This is a genomic window from Campylobacter concisus (genome assembly GCF_001891085.1).
GTDB classification, from domain to species: domain Bacteria; phylum Campylobacterota; class Campylobacteria; order Campylobacterales; family Campylobacteraceae; genus Campylobacter_A; species Campylobacter_A concisus_O.
Window position 1 is genome coordinate 203,798 of the sequence record NZ_JXUP01000001.1, and the last position, 21,593, is coordinate 225,390.

General features: G+C 34.2%; 16 protein-coding genes. 3 read left to right on the forward strand and 13 right to left on the reverse strand.

Annotation, left to right across the window (positions count from 1 at the left end):
- Positions 1–14: 14 nt before the first annotated feature.
- The 13 genes from TH67_RS01065 to ccoG form a co-directional block, all read right to left on the reverse strand.
- On the reverse strand, positions 15–1,205 hold the full coding sequence (locus TH67_RS01065; RefSeq protein WP_072593978.1) for a NifS family cysteine desulfurase: 1,191 nt from the start codon (positions 1,203–1,205) through the stop codon (positions 15–17).
- 414 nt (positions 1,206–1,619) lie between these two features.
- Entirely contained in the window at positions 1,620–2,882 is a 1,263-nt protein-coding gene (locus TH67_RS01070) for a thioredoxin reductase (protein ID WP_072594093.1), read from the reverse strand.
- A gap of 93 nt (positions 2,883–2,975) precedes the next feature.
- A complete protein-coding gene (locus TH67_RS10170) occupies positions 2,976–4,292 on the reverse strand; it encodes a hypothetical protein (protein WP_081370893.1) in 1,317 nt (438 codons plus the stop codon).
- 22 nt (positions 4,293–4,314) lie between these two features.
- Complete coding sequence (locus TH67_RS01080) at positions 4,315–6,759, reverse strand: hypothetical protein (RefSeq protein WP_072593979.1); 2,445 nt, start codon at positions 6,757–6,759, stop codon at positions 4,315–4,317.
- Positions 6,760–6,761: 2 nt separating this feature from the next.
- Positions 6,762–10,271 (reverse strand): Mbeg1-like protein, encoded by a 3,510-nt coding sequence (locus TH67_RS01085; protein ID WP_072593980.1) that lies wholly within the window; start codon positions 10,269–10,271, stop codon positions 6,762–6,764.
- A complete protein-coding gene (locus TH67_RS01090) occupies positions 10,272–10,877 on the reverse strand; it encodes a tRNA 2-selenouridine synthase (RefSeq protein ID WP_072593981.1) in 606 nt (201 codons plus the stop codon).
- A 285-nt stretch (positions 10,878–11,162) separates the two neighbouring features.
- A complete protein-coding gene (locus tag TH67_RS01095; protein ID WP_257638003.1) occupies positions 11,163–11,858 on the reverse strand; it encodes a tRNA 2-selenouridine synthase in 696 nt (231 codons plus the stop codon).
- Positions 11,859–11,885: 27 nt separating this feature from the next.
- A complete protein-coding gene (locus TH67_RS01100; RefSeq protein ID WP_021090435.1) occupies positions 11,886–12,113 on the reverse strand; it encodes a hypothetical protein in 228 nt (75 codons plus the stop codon).
- 16 nt (positions 12,114–12,129) lie between these two features.
- Positions 12,130–13,512 (reverse strand): efflux transporter outer membrane subunit, encoded by a 1,383-nt coding sequence (locus TH67_RS01105; protein WP_072593982.1) that lies wholly within the window; start codon positions 13,510–13,512, stop codon positions 12,130–12,132.
- Positions 13,502–16,627, reverse strand: coding sequence for an efflux RND transporter permease subunit (locus TH67_RS01110; protein ID WP_072593983.1), 3,126 nt, complete (start codon positions 16,625–16,627; stop codon positions 13,502–13,504). The genes TH67_RS01105 and TH67_RS01110 overlap by 11 nt, the downstream gene beginning before the upstream one ends.
- A gap of 10 nt (positions 16,628–16,637) precedes the next feature.
- A complete protein-coding gene (locus TH67_RS01115) occupies positions 16,638–17,798 on the reverse strand; it encodes an efflux RND transporter periplasmic adaptor subunit (protein ID WP_072593984.1) in 1,161 nt (386 codons plus the stop codon).
- Between the two features lie 109 nt (positions 17,799–17,907).
- Positions 17,908–18,567, reverse strand: coding sequence for a TetR/AcrR family transcriptional regulator (locus tag TH67_RS01120; RefSeq protein ID WP_072593985.1), 660 nt, complete (start codon positions 18,565–18,567; stop codon positions 17,908–17,910).
- Entirely contained in the window at positions 18,564–19,889 is a 1,326-nt protein-coding gene (gene ccoG, locus TH67_RS01125) for a cytochrome c oxidase accessory protein CcoG (RefSeq protein ID WP_072593986.1), read from the reverse strand. Before ccoG ends, TH67_RS01120 begins: the two co-directional genes overlap by 4 nt.
- A gap of 138 nt (positions 19,890–20,027) precedes the next feature.
- On the opposite strand from ccoG, the gene rpsU reads away from it, so the two are divergent.
- From rpsU to TH67_RS01140, 3 genes are all read left to right on the forward strand, one after another.
- Positions 20,028–20,240 (forward strand): 30S ribosomal protein S21, encoded by a 213-nt coding sequence (gene rpsU, locus TH67_RS01130; RefSeq protein ID WP_009294994.1) that lies wholly within the window; start codon positions 20,028–20,030, stop codon positions 20,238–20,240.
- Between the two features lie 103 nt (positions 20,241–20,343).
- Positions 20,344–20,976 carry a DNA-binding protein gene (locus tag TH67_RS01135; RefSeq protein ID WP_072593987.1) on the forward strand — a complete coding sequence of 211 codons (633 nt, stop codon included), beginning with the start codon at positions 20,344–20,346 and terminating at the stop codon, positions 20,974–20,976.
- Positions 20,973–21,590, forward strand: a complete 618-nt coding sequence (locus tag TH67_RS01140; RefSeq protein WP_072593988.1) for a UPF0323 family lipoprotein — start codon at positions 20,973–20,975, stop codon at positions 21,588–21,590. The genes TH67_RS01135 and TH67_RS01140 overlap by 4 nt, the downstream gene beginning before the upstream one ends.
- Positions 21,591–21,593: the final 3 nt, after the last annotated feature.

Consider the following 21,593-nt stretch of genomic DNA (forward strand, 5'->3'; position numbering starts at 1 on the left):
ATTTCCTTTAAATTTTATAATCCACTCTTATGCCATTCTGGGGCGTAGGCAAATGTACTAGAGATGCCCCTTAGTCTATTTACTGCCTTTGTTATGTGCTCGATCGCATAATCAATCTCTTCTTCTGTATTAAATCTAGAAAGAGATAGTCTAAGTGCGGTGTGAGCTAGCTCTTTATCTGCCCCTATGGCCTCCATGATAGGGTTACTCTCCAATGTTTCACTTGCACATGCTGAGCCAGTTGAAGCTGCGATGCCAGCTTTGTTTAGATCCCAAAGCATAGCTTCGCCTTCAACGCCTTTTATAGAAGCCAAAATGGTATTTGGTACACGTTGTTCTTTTTTTCCTACAACGCTAACGTCAGGAATTTTTAAAATTGCATCTTCAAGCTTATCACGCAAACGGCGAACATGAGAGTGCTCATAATCCATAAATTTATTTGCCAGTTCAAGTGCTTTACCCATGCCGATGATGCCAGGAACATCAAGCGTGCCGCTTCTGCGTCCGCCCATATGCTCGCCGCCATGAAGCAAGCTACTTAGTGGCATACTATTTTTTATAAATAGTGCTCCAACACCCTTTGGTCCGTGAAATTTATGCGCAGAAAAGCTTAAAAAATCAACGTCAAGGTCTTGAACATTTATCTTTATCTTTCCAACTGCTTGAACGGCATCCGTATGAAATAAAGCCCCATATTCATGAGCGATACTGGCAAGCTCTTTTACAGGAAAGATCATGCCGGTTTCATTATTTGCGCTCATTATAGAAACAAGTGCCACATTCTCATCCATTACAGCTCTTAGCTGTTCTGGCGTGACTATACCATCGTTATTTACATCTAAAACAGTAAGCTCTACGCCATATTTTTCTAAAAATTTACAAGTCGCCAAAATGGCTGGATGCTCAACTGCGGTTGTTACGATACGTTTTTTCTCGCCAGTTGCTATTTTGTCAAAGTAGATGCCTTTTACTACCCAGTTGTTGCTCTCAGTCGCACATGAAGTAACAACGATATCATCGCTATCTTTTGCGTTTAGTCCGGCATAGAGCTGATCTAGCGCTGTTCTTAAAGCTGGATGTGTTTCAGAGCCAAATTTATGAAGCGAGTTTGGATTGCCGTATTTTTCACAAAAATATGGTTTCATAAGCTCAAAAGCTTCAGGATCAACCATTGTTGTAGCGTTATTGTCTAAATATACTCTCAAATTTAAAACCTTAATTAGGATAAAAAATATCCTTTTTATTTTTGATGGGATATTATAACAAAAAAGTTAAAAGCAAGTTTAAAAATACGCTTTAATTTTTTCAAAATTTAGCTCATTTTGATATTAAAATATATTGAAATTCTTTATCAAGATTTGCATAGATCGCTATTTGCGATTTTTCTTATAAAAAGGTCTAATTATCTCTTAAAATTAATTTATTTTTTTAAGTTAATGGCGTGATAAACATATTACTTGCGTGCATTATCTCTTTATAGTTTTCTTCTAGTTTTTCATATGAGGTTTTATAAAGTTCTATTAGGCCAGTTATCATAGAGATGCCTATGTCTTTGATTGTGGTGACTTAATATATTTATATTTGGCTCCGCTTGGAGCCATAGATGTTAAATTTATTCTTTAATCCTTTATATTATGCTCTTTGGCATAGCTTAATATCTTTTGCCTAAGATCTTCAGGAAAACTTTCTCTATACATTACTGGCGTTAGTGGATTTAGCTTTTTGTCTAATTTACCAGCTTCATATAGTCTTGTTAGCTCTTCAGGTGTGTTATAGTATGGTGCATTAGGATAGCCCTCAGGTGGGGTTAGGGACATTATTTTAGATTCTAGGATGGTGGAGTCGATGTAAAGAGATAGTCTTCTTTCATCCCACTCTGCAGGAAACCCACCTTTAAAATCCTCTTTATTGTCATCTAGAACTTTCTTTATAAAGTTATCAAATTCATTTCTTGTAGTCTCATTAGCATCTAGGTCTCTAGGGTCTAGTAGTTTACCTTTATCTTCTACAAGTTCTCTAAGCCCAGCATAGAAGCCTCCATCTGGTATAACCACTAAATTATCCCTATTAAAATCCATCACAAAGTAATTACCTACTATTTCATCAAGATAAGGCATCATACCATATTCATCTAGTGGAGGATTAGTAAATAGTTTTCTAAACTCTTCTACCATTTGTAAATTTTTGTTTAGACCTATATCATAAGTAGTGTATTCAAATAGATCACCTAAGAATTCTAAAGCTTTTACTATCCCTAATTGAGCTGCTAAGAAAATTCTTTGATAATCTCTTGCTTTAAAGCCTGCTTCATTTCCATGTGAAAAGCCCATAGGATCTCCAAGTATCCCAGCACATATTCCCCACTCTGCAGAAAAGAGCATCGATTTTAATGTGCCTTTATTAGCATTTACTTCATCATAAATTTCAGCATATTCAGGTTTAGTTAGTTTGCCTTTGCTATCTACTCTAGCTATTGCATCTTCAGGGATATCTATCATAGTGCATTTTAGATTACTTCTTTTTACTAGATAGATATATCTATCTCTTTTATCTTTTAAGCTTTCATAGTAAGCTTTTTCTGATTTAGTCCAAGGTGATAGTTTAGTTGAGCTTGGTTTATAGCTAATATCTAGCCATGGTTTAAATGATAGATAGTCTGTTTGACCTAGAGAATTTGGCTTAGGATTATAGTATAGGGGTTTATAGTTTTTATATGGAGATGAGTCTAGGATGGAGCGAGCTTCAAGGAGCATTTTAGATTTTTCCTCTAAGTATACACTATCATTTTTGATATTTTTAGAAGCTATTAAATTAGTCTTCTTATCAATCTCGATCATATTTCCATTCGGAGCTATTACCATATATGTATTATTGTTATCCATTAAATTTCCTTTATTCGTTCTTTTATTTATTGCTATTAGTGATATAGCTATTACTAAGATAGCTAAAGCTGTAAATATAATCTTCTTCATCTTTTATCCTATATACAAGCCATCTTCCATTACTATGGTTGTGGCTAGACGACCGATTAGGCGAGGAGGGATTATAGGCTTAGAAATGTTTAACTCTCCATTTTTATAATTATCTTTACACCCCACATATACCCCTTTAATGTTATTGTTGCCTATGGTATCTAATGCTTTTATTAGATCTCTTGAGAGATTAGAGTGATTGTTTTCATCGCTGGTGTTAAAGATTCCTTTTTTAAATTTGTTTATTATCTCAACAGCTTTTTGGTAGGCTTTTATAGCAGAAGAGAAGCTCATTCTATCTTGGCCATTGCCTTTATTGTATATATCATAAATTTCTTTCTCCTCTTTCACATCCAAATTTAACTCCCTTATCTCTACATCAGAGTTTGTATATCTGCTTCTTGCATATTTAAAGTAGCTTGCATCTACTTCATTGCCAGCTCCTCTTAGTTCATCTAAACATAGATAAGCACTAAGGTTATTTAGTGCTAGTTTTGAAGCAAGATTATGTGAGAGTTTGCTTTGTTTATTGTTTATATCATAGTAGATAAATGAGTTATAGTCTAATCCTCCACTATTTATATTAGCTCCTAGAAATAGTCTATTTAAATTTAGACTTATATAGTTTTGATAGATCATCACTGGATAGTAGCAATAGCTATTTGTACTATTTTTATCATAAGCTTCTTTTATAGACATAGGTTTATATGAGATATTATTTAGTGCGTAAGCTTCATTAAATTTATATGTATATCTTGTATGCATTATCTCGTTGTAGTTCTCTTCTAGTTTTTCATAGGATGTTTTCCAGAGTTCTATTAGACCGGTTATCATAGATATACCTATGTCTTTACCAAGAGTTTTAGTATAGTCTTTGATTTCTTTTTTCATAAGCTCTACATCTCTTATATTAAAGCTATATGTGTATCTCATAAAAGTATATGTCGTTATCTCGCTATAAGATATATTTAGTTTAAAATGTTCTATCGTTCTATAAAGCATAGAGGTATTTTGGGCTTGCAAAATTAAATTTAGCTTTGATCTTTGAAGTACTATATTTGTAGTTTTTAATCTTGTGATATACAAGAAATATTCATCTATTTGTTTAGTCTTTTTTGCACTAAATAATTTCTTTATTAAATTTAATACTCCAAGCTCGTCTAAAAAGGCATCTTTTAATTTCTTTGCATCCCTTTCAAATATAAAAGAGCTAAGCATCTCATAAATTTTAGATATGCCATCTTCACTTGCAAAGCCTGCTATTGGGAATAATCCTTCAATGGCTGTTTTTACGAGTAAAGAGCTTACCTCTTTATCCATATCTCTATCATTATGATAAGCCTTATATTCTAAGTCTATGGCTTTTTTTTAAGACGTCTTTATCTTTAGAAGCTATCACTTCTTTTATCAAAGTTTTATCTTTCTTGCAGCTTTCATCTATATCATTGGCTTGCTCTATTAGAAGCTTCATTAGATCACTTTGTAAAGGATCTTTTATATTTGTATTTACGCTACTATCATTTTCTTCTAAAAGTTCTTTTATGCTATATACATTCTTAGTATTTCCTGCACCATCCATATAATCACTAATCTCTTCTATACATAGATACTCATTTTTGCTTAATTCGCTACTTTTAGCACTATCTTTATAAAAGAATAATCTTATATCACTATCACCTAATTTTACAAAAGAATTTGCATTTATAGTACTTATCTCTTCATCACCTATTTTTATATATTCACGGGAGTTTTTTATAGATTTATTTAATAACTCTCCTGAATAGCTTTTGGTCATTATAAAGTAAGCCACGCCAAGGCAAAGTACTTCTAAAAGAGAGTAGTACGGAGTTGGCTGATCTTCTAGCGCCTTCTTTACTAAATAGTCTATATCTTCTAACTCCTTATATTCTTCTACCTCTTCTGTCTTATTGTGGTCATGCTCTTCAAATTTCATCCTGCCAATAACATTTTTATTAACCCTATCAAAGACTGCTTTAAATGCTATAGTTGATTTTTCCATATACTCTTTTTCACTCTCTTTTATTTTCTCCATATCATTTGGTTGTTTTGTATAAGCATTTACATGAGAGATATTTATATCAAATAATTCGATATATTTCATGTAATTATCTATATACTTCGAATTAGCATTACGAGGAATATCGCTATATTTTTTTCTATTCTCTTCAATATTATCTATATAGCTTTTTTCTATCCTTGCAAATGGAGATAAATTTAGTAAAAGAGTTGATTTATCATTGTTTTGATCTATATCTATACTATATTTGCTATAGTCTTTTACTGGATTTAGAGTCTTTATGTCACTAAATTTTTGTTTTACCAGGTTGCTACTTTTTGATCTATTTATATCGTCTTTTATAGTTTGATCAAGACTTTTGCTAATAACCTCCTCTCTTAATCCTGCACTTGATCTAAAAGGGGAGTTTGAAAGAACGATGTAGTTTTTATTTAAATTTGAGAAGTCTTTACTATTCATCTCATCATTTACTAAGGTATTATTTTTATCGGATTTATCTGCTATTAGATTAGCTAACTTTATAGAGTTAAAATTTGAAGCACAGATAAAATTTAAATTTGCATTTGTACTTTTTATCTCATCTTTTAATCTACTAAATAAAGTATCATCACTTGAGCCAAAGCCTAAATTTTTATTTACCACGTCATAAGAGCAAACCTCTTTGGAGTAATCAAATACAGATACATCATCTAAATATCCATATACACCATACCCTTCATCCGCATTATAGTTTGTCTCTTTTTCGTTAATGCTATATTTAAAAGGGCGGTAGTCTAAATTTAAATGAGTAAAGTCCAAGAAAAAACCAGATCTAGAATTTTTATCACTTTTAAACACCAAGACATTGCAGTTTGAACTTATATTTAAAGTATTTACGACAGAAGCAAACCTAGATGTAAAAAAACTTAGCATTGGTAAGGATACACCGTAAAATGCCCTATTGCTATCATATTCATGAATTGCATACGCCATCTTTCCAAGCTCATAAGCCACAAAACCAAGATTTGATTTTTTTATTATGGCCTTTGGATCGGTTATATCGACTAGACTTAATATAAAAAGAGCTATTTGTTTTATTATAAATTCTCCATTTTCCGAGCTTAGCTCTTTTAAATTTTTATCTAGCTCATCAAAACACTCCTTTATGCTTCTTTCAAATTTGGACTCATCCAATCCTTCACTAGCTATCAATGATTTAGCATCATTTAGTAGATCATTTTTTAGAGTATTTAAACAATCTCTTAAAATATTTTTAGCCTCATTATAATTAGAAACAATAAGCTCAAACATATGATAAAAACTTGACGGTTTATCTTCTACATCATTACCATCTTTTAGCAACTCCCTATCATGCTCATCTTGAGCTAAATCCAATATCTCTTGATTATGTATTTTTGTTTGTAAAGGGGTAAGCCCTTCTCTTAAATTTTCAAAGAATTTATCAATAGCACTTTTTTTATGAACTACTTTTACTGGGATGCCTTTATATTTAAACTCCCTTACTCTATTTAGTTTGCTATCTTTAAAGCTCTCTTTGTCTACATAAAAATCAGTTATTATTGATATGTCTTTATCTTTACCTTTACAACAGATAAGATCAGAGACAATCTCCGCAATTATATTGCCAGAATATGAAGATAGATAGTTTAAACTAGACGTATAAAGCGTTACGCTCTTTGCATCAGCCATATACTCTTTTATCTTTTTTAAACTCTCTTCGCAAGAGTAGGTTATATTTATATCATTCATCGTTATGCCACCACTACTGTTTTAATTATATTTATATCATCGCTATATTCACTATCTAACCCACAAGCAAATTTTATACATACTGCTTTTGCCTTACTTGGCGTAATATAGATAAGGCTATTATCGTCGCTAATATCATCTACAAATTGAAAAAATCCTATTCCGCTCTTAGGAAGCGTCATATCTTTATAGATAGGCTCAGTATATTTAGGGGTAATAAAAATAAAATTTTTATTCATAAGCGAGTATTTGAAGTTAAATGATGAGATACTAAATTTATCATCTCTAAATCGGGCCTTTAGATACTCTTTTAGCTTCTTATCTTTTATATCAGAGCCTTCGTCTAAATTTAGCTCCATTTCTTTAAATCCCTCTTGGTTTTTATATTCCACATCATTTAGCTTATATATACAAACGGCAAGATTATCTGTTTGATTAAGGGCTGATTTTATATGAAGCCTTATGTAGGCATTATTTAAATTTATATCTTTTATTATTTCGCTACTATCTTGCATACTAGGATTACTTAAACTATGCTCTAGTTTAAGTTTATTCTCTTTTTTTATGCACCTTAGCGAAGATCCAGTGTTGCTTAGGCAGTTTGGCACTAGATATTGCATTACAGCGTAGTGATCATTCATGCTTTTTAGACTAAGTGCTGATCTTGGCACATAAGCTACTATGACGCATGGGATCCTAGCTGAGCAGCCTACTATCGGTGAATTTATAAAATCAACATCAAGTATCACGCCTTGATCGTCTGATCTTATGCTCCTGCCTGCCCTACTTTTTAAGATCACATGACCACCATGTGGGCAAATGATAGTGTCATCCTCTATGACAGGGCATGAAGTCGCAGTAGATGAAATTTCTTTAGATTGATTATCTTTTTGTAAATTTTGCCTTTGATTTAAATTTGAAAGAGCCTCTTTAGTCTTTTTGCTCATTGGTTTTAGATCGATATTTAGGCTCTTATTTAGTAGTGAATAATTTAATATATTTGCTTGAGAATTTCTATAAGCAACATTTAGCCTTCCTATATCTTTATCCTCATCTCTTGGCTGATGAGTAAAATTTAGAGGTATATTCTCATCACTATTATATTTTTCGTCTTTAAAATAAAGTGGATAATCCTCCTCTTCATTGGCTTTAGACAAAAGGGCAGAGTTTAGATATATTCTTTGATTCATATTTTTGCTATCTAGCTTAAATATCTCCTTTAATACCTCAACATCGACTATACTTTTATCTACTGCACTTACACTAAGGGTATCGTTATTTTTATAAAAGATACTTCCCGCGCTCTCATTCATAAGAGCTTTTATATCATCGGTTGCTACTTTATTGTTGTAAGCTACATCATCATTATTTTGAGCAGATTTATTGTTAGCTATTACTATGGCTTCATCGCTAGAGCTTATATCCTTAGAGTCTATGCTAGCTAAAAAATTTTCATTTTCTTTTAGCTTTACTAGATCCGCGTATTTTAGATTTATTATGCTCTTTAGCATATCTATTCTATCTTTTACGAAGATGCTAGCCTCTGCTATATCCACTCTATTATCTCGTAGTATCGTTATATTTTTATAGATATTTTTGCTATAAGAGAAATATTTGCCAATTTCATTTACATCTATCTTTTTTTCAAATACAAATAAATTCAAAGCACAAATTGCCACTAGCATATCTATATCGCCAGCTCTAGCATCACTTACTATCTTTGTCGCATCTAGTTTATCTAGATCATCTATATCTAGTATCTTTACTAGATGTGCTTCTTTGTTGCTATTTTTATCTATGTTGCTGCCTAAATTTTCTATTATATACCCGACCATATCTTGCTTAAAATTTTCATCACTAAATTTGCCATATTCATAAAAGAGATTTAAATAAGCATAAAAGATATATAAAGGCGTATCTAGCATAGAAGCATCACTTATATCATCTATATTTACATCCAAATTTAACTTCGATCTTATGCATTTTAGTTTAAATTTAAGCGACTGGATATATTCATTTAGATAATCAAGTGCTTCAGCTATATCTTTGCCTTCTATTTTTGCTTCATTTTCTTTGTTTTCTAAAAGATAGCACAACATATATAAAACCAAAACGCTCTCTTTTAAAAAGTGAGATCTAATTAATATATTCACCAAGTGTCTATTCTCGGTATTTTCATACTTTACTTCGCCAGTTGTATCTATGCCTAGCTTATAGCCTAGATCAGATATAACCGAAAAGGTAGGTTCTATCAAAACAGCTACATCTTTCGAAAAGCTATCTTCATATCTATTTATACTTTGTTTAACGCTCTCTACGTGATGTATCTCTATGTCTATATCTTTTTCTTTGATAACTTTATTTATATTAGAGCTCACCTTTTTATCTGCAAGAGTCTTTTGAGCCTGTTCATTATTTTTAACCACATCTACATATTCGTCTACGCTACTCTTATCATCTTTGAAGCCAAACATACCTTTTATCTTGTTAAAGACTGAGCCTACCATCTTTCCTATAAAGCCATCTTTGTCTATGACTCTTGCTATCCATCTTGCACCTTTTGCTATGGCTTTGGCTACAAAGCTGAGAAGCCTTAAGCTCCAAGTAAAAGCTGAAGCTAATATACCACCATAAATTCCTGGAGCGTTATAAGTATAAAGTTCTTTTACTCCGCTATCTTTGAAAGTTACTGCATATATTTGAGCTAGATGACCTCCTAATGAGTGACCTGATAGGATGATGTCTTTGGTAGTGTTATCTAAACCACTTAAGTTTTGACTATGAGAATTTATAGCTTCTTGCATAGAGGACTGAAGTGATTTTAAAGCAGATATTTGCATAAGTGCTCTTGATGTGATGGCCATAAAGGCATCATCTAAGAGATCATTTATTTTCATCTCTGTTCCTCTAAAGCCTATTATATAGTTTGACTTAAGCGTGTCATAAAACATAGTTGAGCTAAAACCTGATTTTTGATTAGGTATGTGCTTTACTAGCTCATAGCGATTAACAAAAAGTTTTGTGCGAGGAGAGATTTTATAAATTTCATCTTTTCCAACAAGTAATCTTTGCTCTTTTGTGTCTTTATCATAGTAGATAAAATTTTTAACATCATTATCTATTTTTATATCTTTTATCTCTCCATTTTTACCAACTGGCTTCTTAACTACTTTGTCAGCCATAAATCTAGCCTCTATACAAAGGGCATAAGCAGTGGGATCGCCTTCTTTTTTTACTATATTTCCATCTTTATCTTGGATATCGCCATTTAAAATATCACCTTTTCTTATGTTATCTTTGTATCTCCAAATAGGCTTTTTTATTTCATCTTCTCTATAAGAATTTACAATGTTTTCAGGGACATTATCTTTACCAAATTTATCATAAAGCTCATCAAGTCCATTTCTTTCATTCTCAAATACATTATGAAGCATTGCATAACTTGCATCAGCTATATCAATATAGTCTTTAAAGCAATTTATTAGCTCTTTATTTGATTTTTTAGTTTGCACTTACTTGTCCTTGTTTGCTTTTATAAATTTATTGTTTATTAGAATGAATTTGTTTCCACCACCAAGACTTTCAAAGCTGTTTTTCTTAAAACTAAATCCTCTACCTTCATCTCCAAATAAGCCATACTGTGTTTTTACTCTTTCATAAACTACAGTACATGAAATTTGAACTATATTATCCTCTTTATCTTTGTAATATAAATTTGAAAATATCCAAGGTTCATATTTTTTTAAATTCTCATGACCTATGAAATTATAAATTTTTTCATAACAACTTTGTGAAATTTTACTAGATGTTCCACCTAGGAAATATCTTTTACCATTTGAGAGGATTTGAGGGAATTTTTCATCTACCAACTTAGTATTGACAGCATAAAGACCGCCACCTAAATCTTTACCTTTTGTATTTTTTCTTAGCTCTTTCCTCTCAGCTTCTATTCTCTCTATCTCTTTCTCAAATTTCTCATCAAATATATATACTCCACCATATTGTTTAGCTAAATTTTCTAGTTCAGAGTTACTTATCTTTTTATTTGCTTGATTAGCTGAGCAAGCTATTAAGAATATACTTGTTAGAAGCAAGAGTGTTATAGCTAGAAATTTCATTGGTTATCCTTTTATATTTGAAATTTTAGTTTGGATATTTTATTGTTATTGTATTTATAATATTATTAATTTATTATGTGCTGTTTGGGGTTTATTAAAATTTATTATACAGATAAAAGTTTATTTCAAGTATTTTTATAACTTAGTTCATTTATCATAAAGCTCATCAAGTCCATTTCTTTCATTCTCAAATACATTATGAAGCATTGCATAACTTGCATCAGCTATATCAATATAGTCTTTAAAGCAATTTATTAGCTCTTTATTTGATTTTTTAGTTTGTACTTACTTGTCCTTGTTTGCTTTTATGAATTTGTTGTTTGTTAGAATGAATTTGTTTCCACCGCTTATATTTACATATCTATTTTGTTTAAAGCTAAATCCTCTTCCTTCGTCACCAAATAATCCATAATCTGTTTTTACAATATAGTAATCAACTGTCATATCTATTACTTCGATATTGCCTTCTTTATCTATACAAAAATAACCTAGATCAAATCCTGGTTTATATTTGTTGTAATTATCTATACCTATAAAATTTATAACCTTTTCTTTATATTCTATTGGGATTTTTATTTTCTTTTTGGTTTGGTTTTCATAATCTGTTGAATTTTCATAATATCTTTTACCATTTGAGAGAATTCGTGGAAGTTTTTCATTAATAGGCTTTGGATCAATAGCATAAAGCCCATCACCTAAATCTCTACCTTTCATTTTTTTACTTAACTCTTTTCTCTCAGCTTCTCTTCTCTCTATCTCTTTCTCAAATTTCTCATCAAATATATATACTCCACCATATTGTTTAGCTAAATTTTCTAGTTCAGAGTTACTTATCTTTTTATTTGCTTGATTAGCTGAACAAGCTATTAAGAATATACTTGTTAGAAGTAGTAATATAAATGCGGTAAATTTCATAAATAAATTTTTAAAATAAATAATCAAAAATCTAAGAATTTTACATAATGAAGCCAAGAAGTTCATCTAAGGATTTTGTCCTTAGATGAAAGATTAAGATTTTTTGATCGCTCTAATAGGAATAACAAATATTGCTGCGATCACATAAAAAGCAATACAAAAAACAGCCGCCATCATAAATATCTCACCGATATCATAAAAGCTTGACTCAAGCCTAAATGTATCCACGTAATTTATCGCAAACCATAATGCTACGCCAAGAGCGATAGCAAAAACGAAAAAACCCCAAGAAAACAAGAAATTTAATATCTTAGTTCCCAATTTCTCTCCTTTTTAATTATTTTTCCAACCTAAATCCGCCACCAAAAGCTCTATAAACTTCGACTGCACTATCGACCTCATCAAGCTTAGCTGAGACATCTTGTAATTTTGCTTGAAGCAAATTTCTCTGCGCATCAAGAAGCTCTAAATGTCCAATGTAGCCAGCATCATATTGCTCTTTAGCAAGCGAGTAAATTCTTTGTTGGGATTTTAGCAAATTTTTCACTTGTTCCAAAGAAATTTTTGCATTTTGCCTTGAGACAAGCGCATCTCTTACTTCACCAAGGGCTGATTTTACCGCTGCTTCATAATTAACAGCGGCAATTTGTTCATTTGTTTTAGCCACTGCAACATTATTTTTTGTCCTACCAAAATCAAAAATTTTCTGTGCTAAAGAGCCGCCTATGCTCCATGTATTGGCATTTCCAACAAAGATATTTTCAAAATCAATACTTGAAAAGCCAAAAAGTCCAGTCAGTGAAATGCTTGGAAAATACTCAGCCCTTGCAACACCAACAAGAGCATTTGTAGCTTTTAAATCAGCCAGTGCCTTTGCCACGTCGCTTCTTCTTAGCAAAATTTCAGAGCTAATGCCAGCACTTATCTCGGGAGAAGCTGGTAAATTTTGCGAACTAGCAACAGCTCCACCTAAAATTTCATTATTACTTTTACCAGTCAAGATGGCTAGTGAGGTGATAGCTTTTGACTTTGCATTTAATATAGAAGTAAGATTGGTCTTAGCGCTTTCTACTGCTGCCTTGCTTTGCAAATAAGTCATCTCATTTATGCTTCCAAGATCAAGCTGTGTTTTGCGAAGCGCTAGCGTGTCTTCATAGGTTTTTAAAGTCTCTCTTAGCACAGCTTCTTGCATATTTAATGAAACTAACGCAAAGTAGCTTTTTGCAACACTTGAGCTGATACTTAGTCTCGCGCTATCGTAGTCAAATTTGGTTGCATTTAGGCTTTCTTCGGCCGCTGCTACATTATTTCTTACTCTACCCCAAAGATCAATCTCATAGTTTAATCCTAAATTTATATCTGATTTTCTATAACGAGTTTGTGGTTGTTTAGTATACGTTTCACCGCTACTTTTTGCTTTTTCGTAGCCTACATTTAAATTTATACCAGGAAGCAAGTCAGCCTCAGCAACGCCAAGGCTCGCCTTTGCTTTTTGGAGATTTAAATACGCAATGCGTAAATTTGTATTTTTCTCAAGCGCACTTTCAACAAGAATATTTAAATTTTCATCTTTAAATTCCTTCCACCAAAGATCTCTTATATCGCTTGTTTCAAAACTATATGTTGAGGTGAAATTTGTATCCACATTTGGCATATCTGGACGAAACGAGCAACCAGCCAAAAATGCTGCTGTTATAAGTATAAACGCCTTATTTTTCATCTTTTTTTGCTCCCTTTTTCCAGTATTTTTCATTTAAATTTTCAAGCAAATAGTAAAACAACGGCACGAAAAATATCGCTATCGTAGTAGAAGCGATCATACCGCCAACCACGCCAGTTCCTAGTGAGTGGCGAGATGCAGCGCCAGCACCTGTGCTTATAACCATCGGGAAAACGCCTAGAGTAAATGCGATCGATGTCATTACAATTGGTCTAAAGCGAAGTTTGGCCGCGTTTATAGCTGCGTCAAATATACTCTTTCCGCTCTCGCGCTCTTGCATGGCAAATTCGACGATCAAGATGGCGTTTTTGGCCGCTAGACCGATTAGAAGCAAGAGTCCGATCTCAAAGTAGATATCGTTTGTTAGCCCTCTTAACCAAACAGCAAGCAACGAGCCAAATACCGCAAATGGCACGGCTGTGATAACCGCAAGTGGAATGAGCCATCTTTCATACTGAGCTGCAAGGATCAAAAAGACAAAAATCATACCAAAGATAAAAGCAACCGTGCCAGTTCCCTGAGAATTTACCTCCTGATATGCCGTTCCAGCCCAGCTGATAGAGTAATCATCGCTACTTAGAGTGTCATTTACGACCTCTTGGATCGCTCTTATCGCATCGCCTGATGTGTAGCCAGGTTTTGGATCGCCCATGATCTTAGCTGATGGAAAGAGGTTAAATCTATCGACGATATCAGGTCCGATCGATCTTGTAAGCGTTACGACCGAATTTAGTGGCACCATGCCGCCATCTTTTGAACGGACGAAAATTTTTCTTAGATCCTCAGGGTTGTTTCTAAAGTTATCGCTTGCCCTTGCATATACGCGGTACGACTTGCCTGCAAGGTTGAAGTCGTTTATGTAGTAAGAGCCAAAAGATGCGCCTATGGTGCTGAAAATTTCATTCTCGCTTACGCCAAATAGCTTTGCTTTTTCTTTATCAACTGTTATCTTAAACTGGCGGTAGTTCGTCTCGAGTGTTGTTCTTACGCTTTGTAGCTCAGGCCTTGCATTTGCTGCTGCAGCTACCTTTCTAGCGTCAGCCTCTATCTCGTTGTAGCTCTTGCCGCTCTTGTTTTGTAGGTACATTTCAAAGCCACCAGTCATTGATAGGCCCATGATAGGAGGTAAATTTACAACAAAGGTCATTGAGTTTTTAGAGCCCCAAAGCATGCCGTTAAACTGCCCAGCCAAGGCATCTGCACCGTCCGTTGCACCTTTTCTTTCATTCCAGTCTTTTAGCTTGATAAAGCTGATGGCTGAGTTTTCTCTAAGAGAGCTAGCGAGCATATCATAACCTGCAAAGCCCATGGCAAATTCGACATTTGGATTGCTCAAAATGGCGTTACTAATAGATTTTACCTCTTCTTTAGTCTTTAGCATATTTGTAGAAGGTGGAAGCGAGGTGATAACCATCAAAGCACCCTTGTCTTCTGAAGGCACAAGCCCTTTTGGCACTTTCTGAAATAGCCCATACGTTGCAAATCCCATGATGCCAATGACTATAAAGCTGATAATGACGTGTTTTAAAATTTTTGCCACGCCTGCTGTGAAAATTTTGGTACTAAAATCAAAAAAGTCGTTAAATTTCTGAACGATCCAAAATGGCTTGTTCTCTTGCTTTTTAAGCATAACCGCACAAAGTGCTGGTGTAAGCGTAAGAGCGACGAAGCCAGAGATACAAACAGAGACGACAAGTGTTAGCGCAAACTGCTTTTGGATAACGCCCACAAAGCCTTCCATAAAAGATACAGGCACGAAAACTGCGCAAAGTACTAGCACGATAGAGATAACTGGAGTTTGTACCTCCTCCATAGCCTTAAATGTCGCGTCTTTTACGCTTATCTCTTTATCTTCGTGCAAAATTCTCTCGACGTTTTCTATAACGATGATTGCGTCATCCACGACGATACCGATGGCTAGGATCAGGGCAAAAAGCGTGATCAAATTTATACTAAAGCCCATGATATAAAGTCCGCCAAATGTACCTATGATAGAGACTGGCACGGCGAGCATCGGTATGATGGTGGCTCTAAAGCTCTTTAAGAAGAAGTACATTACGACAAGAACAAGTAGCATCGCCTCAATGAAAGTTTTGATAACCTCATTGATTGAAACGGTGATAAATTCAGTTGGGTTGTAGGCTATGGTGTGCTCTAGACCAACTGGGTAGGTTTTCTTTAGCTCTTCAAGCTTTGCAGCGACTGCCTCTGCAGTTGCAAGTGCGTTTGCATCATTTTGCAAAAATAGCAAAAGTGGCACTGCTGGCTTGCCATTTAGCATAGCATCTGATGCGTAGCTAGCAGCTCCAAGCTCGATAGTGGCGACCTCTTTTAGTTTTACGACGCTGCCGTCCTCACTCTTTATCAAAATTTCGCCAAACTGCTTTGGATCTTTAAAACGACCTTCAGAAACAACCGAGTAAACATAAGGATTTTCACCTTTTGATGGCTGCTCGCCGATCTTGCCGGCTGCGTATTGTGAGTTTTGAATTTTTACTTGAGAGATGACGTCGCTTGGAGTTAGTTTAAGCTGAGCAAGTCTGTCTGGGTTTAGCCAAATTCTCATTGAGTACTCTTTGTTGCCAATGAGCGCTGTATCGCCGATACCTTTTACTCTTTTGATCTCGTCGGCGATGTTTAAATTTACATAGTTATATAGCTCAACTAGGTTCATATTTGGATTTGTAAAGCCAACTACTTGAAGGATCGAGCCGCTTCTTTCACGCACCGTTACGCCCATGTTTTGCACCTCTTGAGGTAGCCTTGAAAGGGCAGCTTGGACGCGGTTATTTACATCTATCGTAGCTTGTTTTGACGATGAGCCGATCTTAAAATATACGCTTATATTCATTGTACCAGCAGAGCTTGATGTGCTTTGCATATAAAGCATATTTTCAACACCATTTATCTGATCTTCGATCGCACTTGCAACTGAGTCGGCAATAGTCTGCGCGTCAGCACCGCTATATGTCGCAGTTACAGAGACAGTAGGCGGAGTAAGACTTGGATACTCCTCTATCGGAAGCCCCTTTATGCCCATAAGACCTGCTATAACTATAATGATAGATATAACAGTCGCAAATATCGGGCGGTTTATGAAAAATCTTGAAAACATCTATCTGCCTTTACTTGCTACTTGTAGCGTTTGCATCTTTGCCGTTTATAAATTCCACACTTAGGTCTTTATCAGTTTCAACTGGTGCACCAACTCCGATTTTAAGGAAGTTATTAACGATTATCTTATCACCATCTTCAAGGCCTTCAGTGACTGCTACCATATTTTTTGTTTGATATCCTGTTTTTACATTTTTTTGGCTTACTTTGCCATCTTTTACGACTAAAACATAAGTGTTTGTAGCGCTTTGCTGAAGGGCAACTTGCGGGATGTTAAAGGCATTTTTTTGAACAAAACCGCTCATCTTTATATGACCAAACGCACCTGGTAAAATTTTACCTTCACTATTATCAAAACTAGCCTTTGCCAAAACGCTACCAGTTGCAGTATTTACGACGTTATCTATAAAATTTACTTTACCATTAAAATTTTCGCCATTGACACTTAACACAGCGTCACTATTTAGCTGCTGCCATGAGCCGTTATCCAAATTTGTCTTTCTAGTTAGATTATCCACATCAGCGATATAAAATTCCGCTTCAATAGGATTTATTTTTGTAAGCCTTACAAGTTTTGTTTGGTTTGCTATGACAAGCGAGCCAACATCTACTTGATTATCGCCCACTACACCGTCAAATGGCGCTGTGATAGTCGTGTATCCTAGATCGATTTTTGCATTTTTTAAATTTGCTTTTGCACTTACTAAATTCGCATTTGCAATGTCATAGGCTGCAACTGCTGCGTCATAGTCTTTTTGAGAGACTGCATTTTTCTTATAAAGGGCAGAAATTCTTTTAAACTCAGTCTCGGCATTTTTTAAATTTGCATTTGCTACGCCAACAGAGGCATCAAGTGAGTCGTAGCTGGCTTGATATTTCTCTGGATCTATGAGAAATAGCTTCTCTCCAGCTTTTACCTTATCGCCTGGCTTAAAAAACTGCTTTATGATCGTGCCGCCAACTTTTGGATAGATAATAACATCTTGACTACTTGTAACCGTTGCGGTGTAATCAAAACTAATAGGTATGTCTGTTTTTTGTGCAGTAAAAATATCCACATGAGATAGTGGCATCTGGCGACCTGCTGCCGCTTTATTCTCTTTATTTTCAAAACAACCACTTAGAAATAAAACTGCAACCGAAAGCACAAGAGCACTTTTAAAATTTGCCATAAAAACCTCTCTTAATTTTAAATTTTAATATCATATTTAGTTTTTTGTAATAATTGTTACAAAAATTTAAAGTTCTCGATTCTATTAGAAAACAAATAAAAAGTCAATTTTATTTTTTACTAACTCCATTCAAAAACAACTCAACACACAAGCCAACATGCTTTTTACGCTCTCTTGCACTAAGCTTTGGTTCTTCATTTATCAAAAGCGAATCGTAGTAATAAGCTCCGATCACACTTTGTATAAAGTACTTCGCAGCAAATTTGGCTGAAAATTTTGAATCAAGTTTGGCTTTTACTTCGTCTCTTTCAAAGAAATTTATAAGCACAAGATCGATCTTTTTTAAAATTTGATCCAAAAACGTCTTACCAAGTTTGCCACCATTTTTAGAACCCTCACTCATCATTATTCTGCCAAGTGAGATATGCCTTTTGCTGCAAGTAATAGAAAATATTATGGTTGCAAATTTGGTTAAAAACTCCTCCAAGCTGTGAGAAATTTTAAGATCTATCTTTTCATCGATCTCTTTTATAAGGCTATCTATCTCTTGCTCAACGATCGCCTCAAAAAGCCCCTCTTTGTTCTCAAAAAATGTATAAATGCTAGAAAGCGATCCGCCACTTATCGCTACGATATCGCTTAAACTTGTCTTTTCGTATCCTTTTTCTAAAAATAGCTCAAGTGCTGTTTTTACGATAAGTTCGTATCTTTTTTGCCCTTTTCTGAGATCGCCATCTTGCTTCCTGTTAAATTTTCGCCATTTTATCATCTTTTAGGATAGATAAAAGTACTTTGCCTTTGCACGCTAATAGCTGGCTCGTCAGTGGCATAGGCTTTTATATTTATATGTTTTAAAAGATCTTTATCGCTTAAATTTTCATTTTTTGATTTTAGAGTGACAATGACTCGTTGTTTTGCACCAGCTTTTAATATAAATGGCTTATTTGGACGAGAAATTTCTATATTCTTATCATCTACTTCAAAGTAAAAGGCATGCTCTTTATTTTGTGTGTTCTGCACCAAAAATACGTAAGAATTTTCAACTTCATTTTTATCTAAAATTTTATAAAGCTCGCTTGTTCTATTTATGTTTAAAAGCATACTTTCTTTTTTGCCACTCATCAATACCCCAGCTGTTAAGACAATGCCCAAAATGACGAGATAAGCAACCGTTCTAAAGCGTAAAATTTTGACTCTTTTTTGCTCTTTTATAGAATTTATACTTCTCCACTCAATAAGCGAGCTTTCATCAAAATGCTTCATCACTTTAGCGCAAGCATCGCTACACTCTAGACAATTTATACATTCAAGCTGCATACCTTTTCTTATATCAATGTGCGTTGGGCATACTCTTACGCATGCCTCGCAGCCAGTACACAGCGCACCCTCTTCTTTTGGCTTTTTAAATTTCTCTTTTCCGTTATAGATTACGCCGCCTCTTTTTTGGTTGTAAATAACTTGGATCGTATCGTTATCAAACATCACTGATTGCACCCTAGCGTAAGGACAGACATAGATGCAAAAATTTTCTTTTAAAATGATGACATCATAAACTAACCAAATAGCGATAACAAGCCAAAATGCAAGCAAAACTCTGTGCTCACTTGGCTCTTTTAAATAAGCAAAAAAATCAAGCGGTGGCACAAAATACCATAAAAAATTCGCCGAAATAATAAGAGCTAAAATACACCAAATTCCAACTGCTAAAGCACGCTTTAAAATTTGTCCTTTTGGCTCATTTTGCTTATTTTGGATATTTTTCCTGATCTTTAAAATTTTAGTTTGCAAAAGGTCACGAAATATCGTTCTAAAAATAGTTTGCGGACAGCTCCAACCACACCAAACGCGCCCTGCAAGTGTCGTTAAGAAAAATATACTTAAGAACAAAATAATAAACAAAAATGGCAACAAATAAAGCTCTTGCATATCAAATTTTGTAAAAAAGAGATCAACTCTACTTTTATCAAAACTTAGCAAAAATAGCTGCGCATCATTTACTCTGATAAATGGCAAAATAAAGACAAATAGCGTAATACAGGCGAAAAAAATGTAACGCCTCTTGGCGTAGCTAAGATGAAAATCCTTTGACATAATAAGCCTTTTTTGAAATTTTATGATTATAAAGCTTATGGCATTAAAAGAGTTTTAAAAAAAAATAGTTAAAAGCTTAAATTTATGAAAATTAAACTATACTCACGGCTTATTTTAATCTGAAAGGTGGTGAGGACGTTGCCTGGTATTAAGGTACATCCTAACGAGTCATTTGACGAGGGTTACAGAAAGTTTAAAAAACAAACTGACCGTAACTTAGTAGTAACTGAAGCAAGAGCTAGACGCTTCTTTGAGCCTAAAACTGAGATCCGCAAGAAACAAAAAATTGCTGCTCGTAAGAAAATGCTTAAACGTCTTTATATGCTTAGACGCTACGAGTCAAGACTCTAAAACCAAGACAAAGAGGGCTTTGCTCTCTTTGTTTAACTCTTCTTTTAGCCTTATTTTTTTATAATCAAAGCAAATTTTTTATTTTATTTTAAACGGAAATTCGATGCAAAAGCTAGCTATAAACGAAGCTGCAGAAATTTTAGGCATAACAAAAGAAGCAGTCTATAATAGAATCCGCCGTGGTTCGATAAATACAGTCATTGAAAATGGCACAAAATTTGTCATCCTTGACGAGAAACCAAGTAGCGAAAAAGCCACAAAATCCGCTCCAAAAAGCACAAAAACTAAATCCCAAAATGATGAGTTTGTAAATTATTTGCTAAATGAGTTAAGCGAATTAAAGAGCTTAAATTTAAACTTGCAAGCCGATAAAGATAGGCTTTTTAAAGAAAAAGAGCAGATGTTAATCGAGCGAAAAAATGAAATTTTGCAAATTTATAAAGATAGAGATGAAAAGCTCATGCAGTTTCTAAATGCTATGCAAAGGCCGCTTTTAGCACAAAAAAATGACGATATACCAAATAATGAAGCGATAGAGGCCGAGATAGAAAATGAGTCAAAATGGATAAATTTAAGTGAATTTTTAAAGGAGCTAAATCTAAAGCCAAAGGCAACGAAAAAAGCCAGTGAAAAGATAATAAAAGCGATACACCACTCAAAATTTATAAAATTTAAACGAGGTGTGATACTTGTTAGAAGACATAAAAATTTAAAAGAGTTGATAGGAGAGATATGAAACACATTAAAAAGATAGCTACTTATGCTGCGGTAGGCGGATTTGGTGCGATCGTTATGGCTGGCCTTGCTGGTTGTGGCAATAACAATGGCAGTGATGAAAACGCACTAAACGAAGTTGCGCAAAAAAACGGCGCCTTTGTCATTATCGAAGAGAGCGCACCTGGCGTTTATAAAATTTTAGAAGAGTATCCAAGTACTGAAACTAGAGTTGTACTAAAAGACATAAACGGTACTGAGCGTGTGCTAAGCAAAGACGAGATCGATAAGCTCCTAGCTCAAGCAAATGCAAATATCGACAATGGCACTTCAAATTTAACAAAAACGAGTGACGCACAGCTAAGTAGTGGCGGTCTAAGCCTTGGTGAGACGATACTTGCCTCAGCAGCTGGCGCGATACTTGGTAGCTGGATAGGTAGCAAGCTTTTTGGAAATCAAAATTTCCAAGCTACTCGTCAAAATTCTTACAAAAATCCAAGCGCATACACAAGAAGCGTTGATAGCTTTAATAAGCAAAAAGCAGCAAATTCTGCTGCAAGAAGCAGTGGCGGCAAGAGTGGATTTTTCGGTGGTGGCTCAAAATCAAGCTCTAGCTCATCAAGCTTTGGAGGCTAAAAA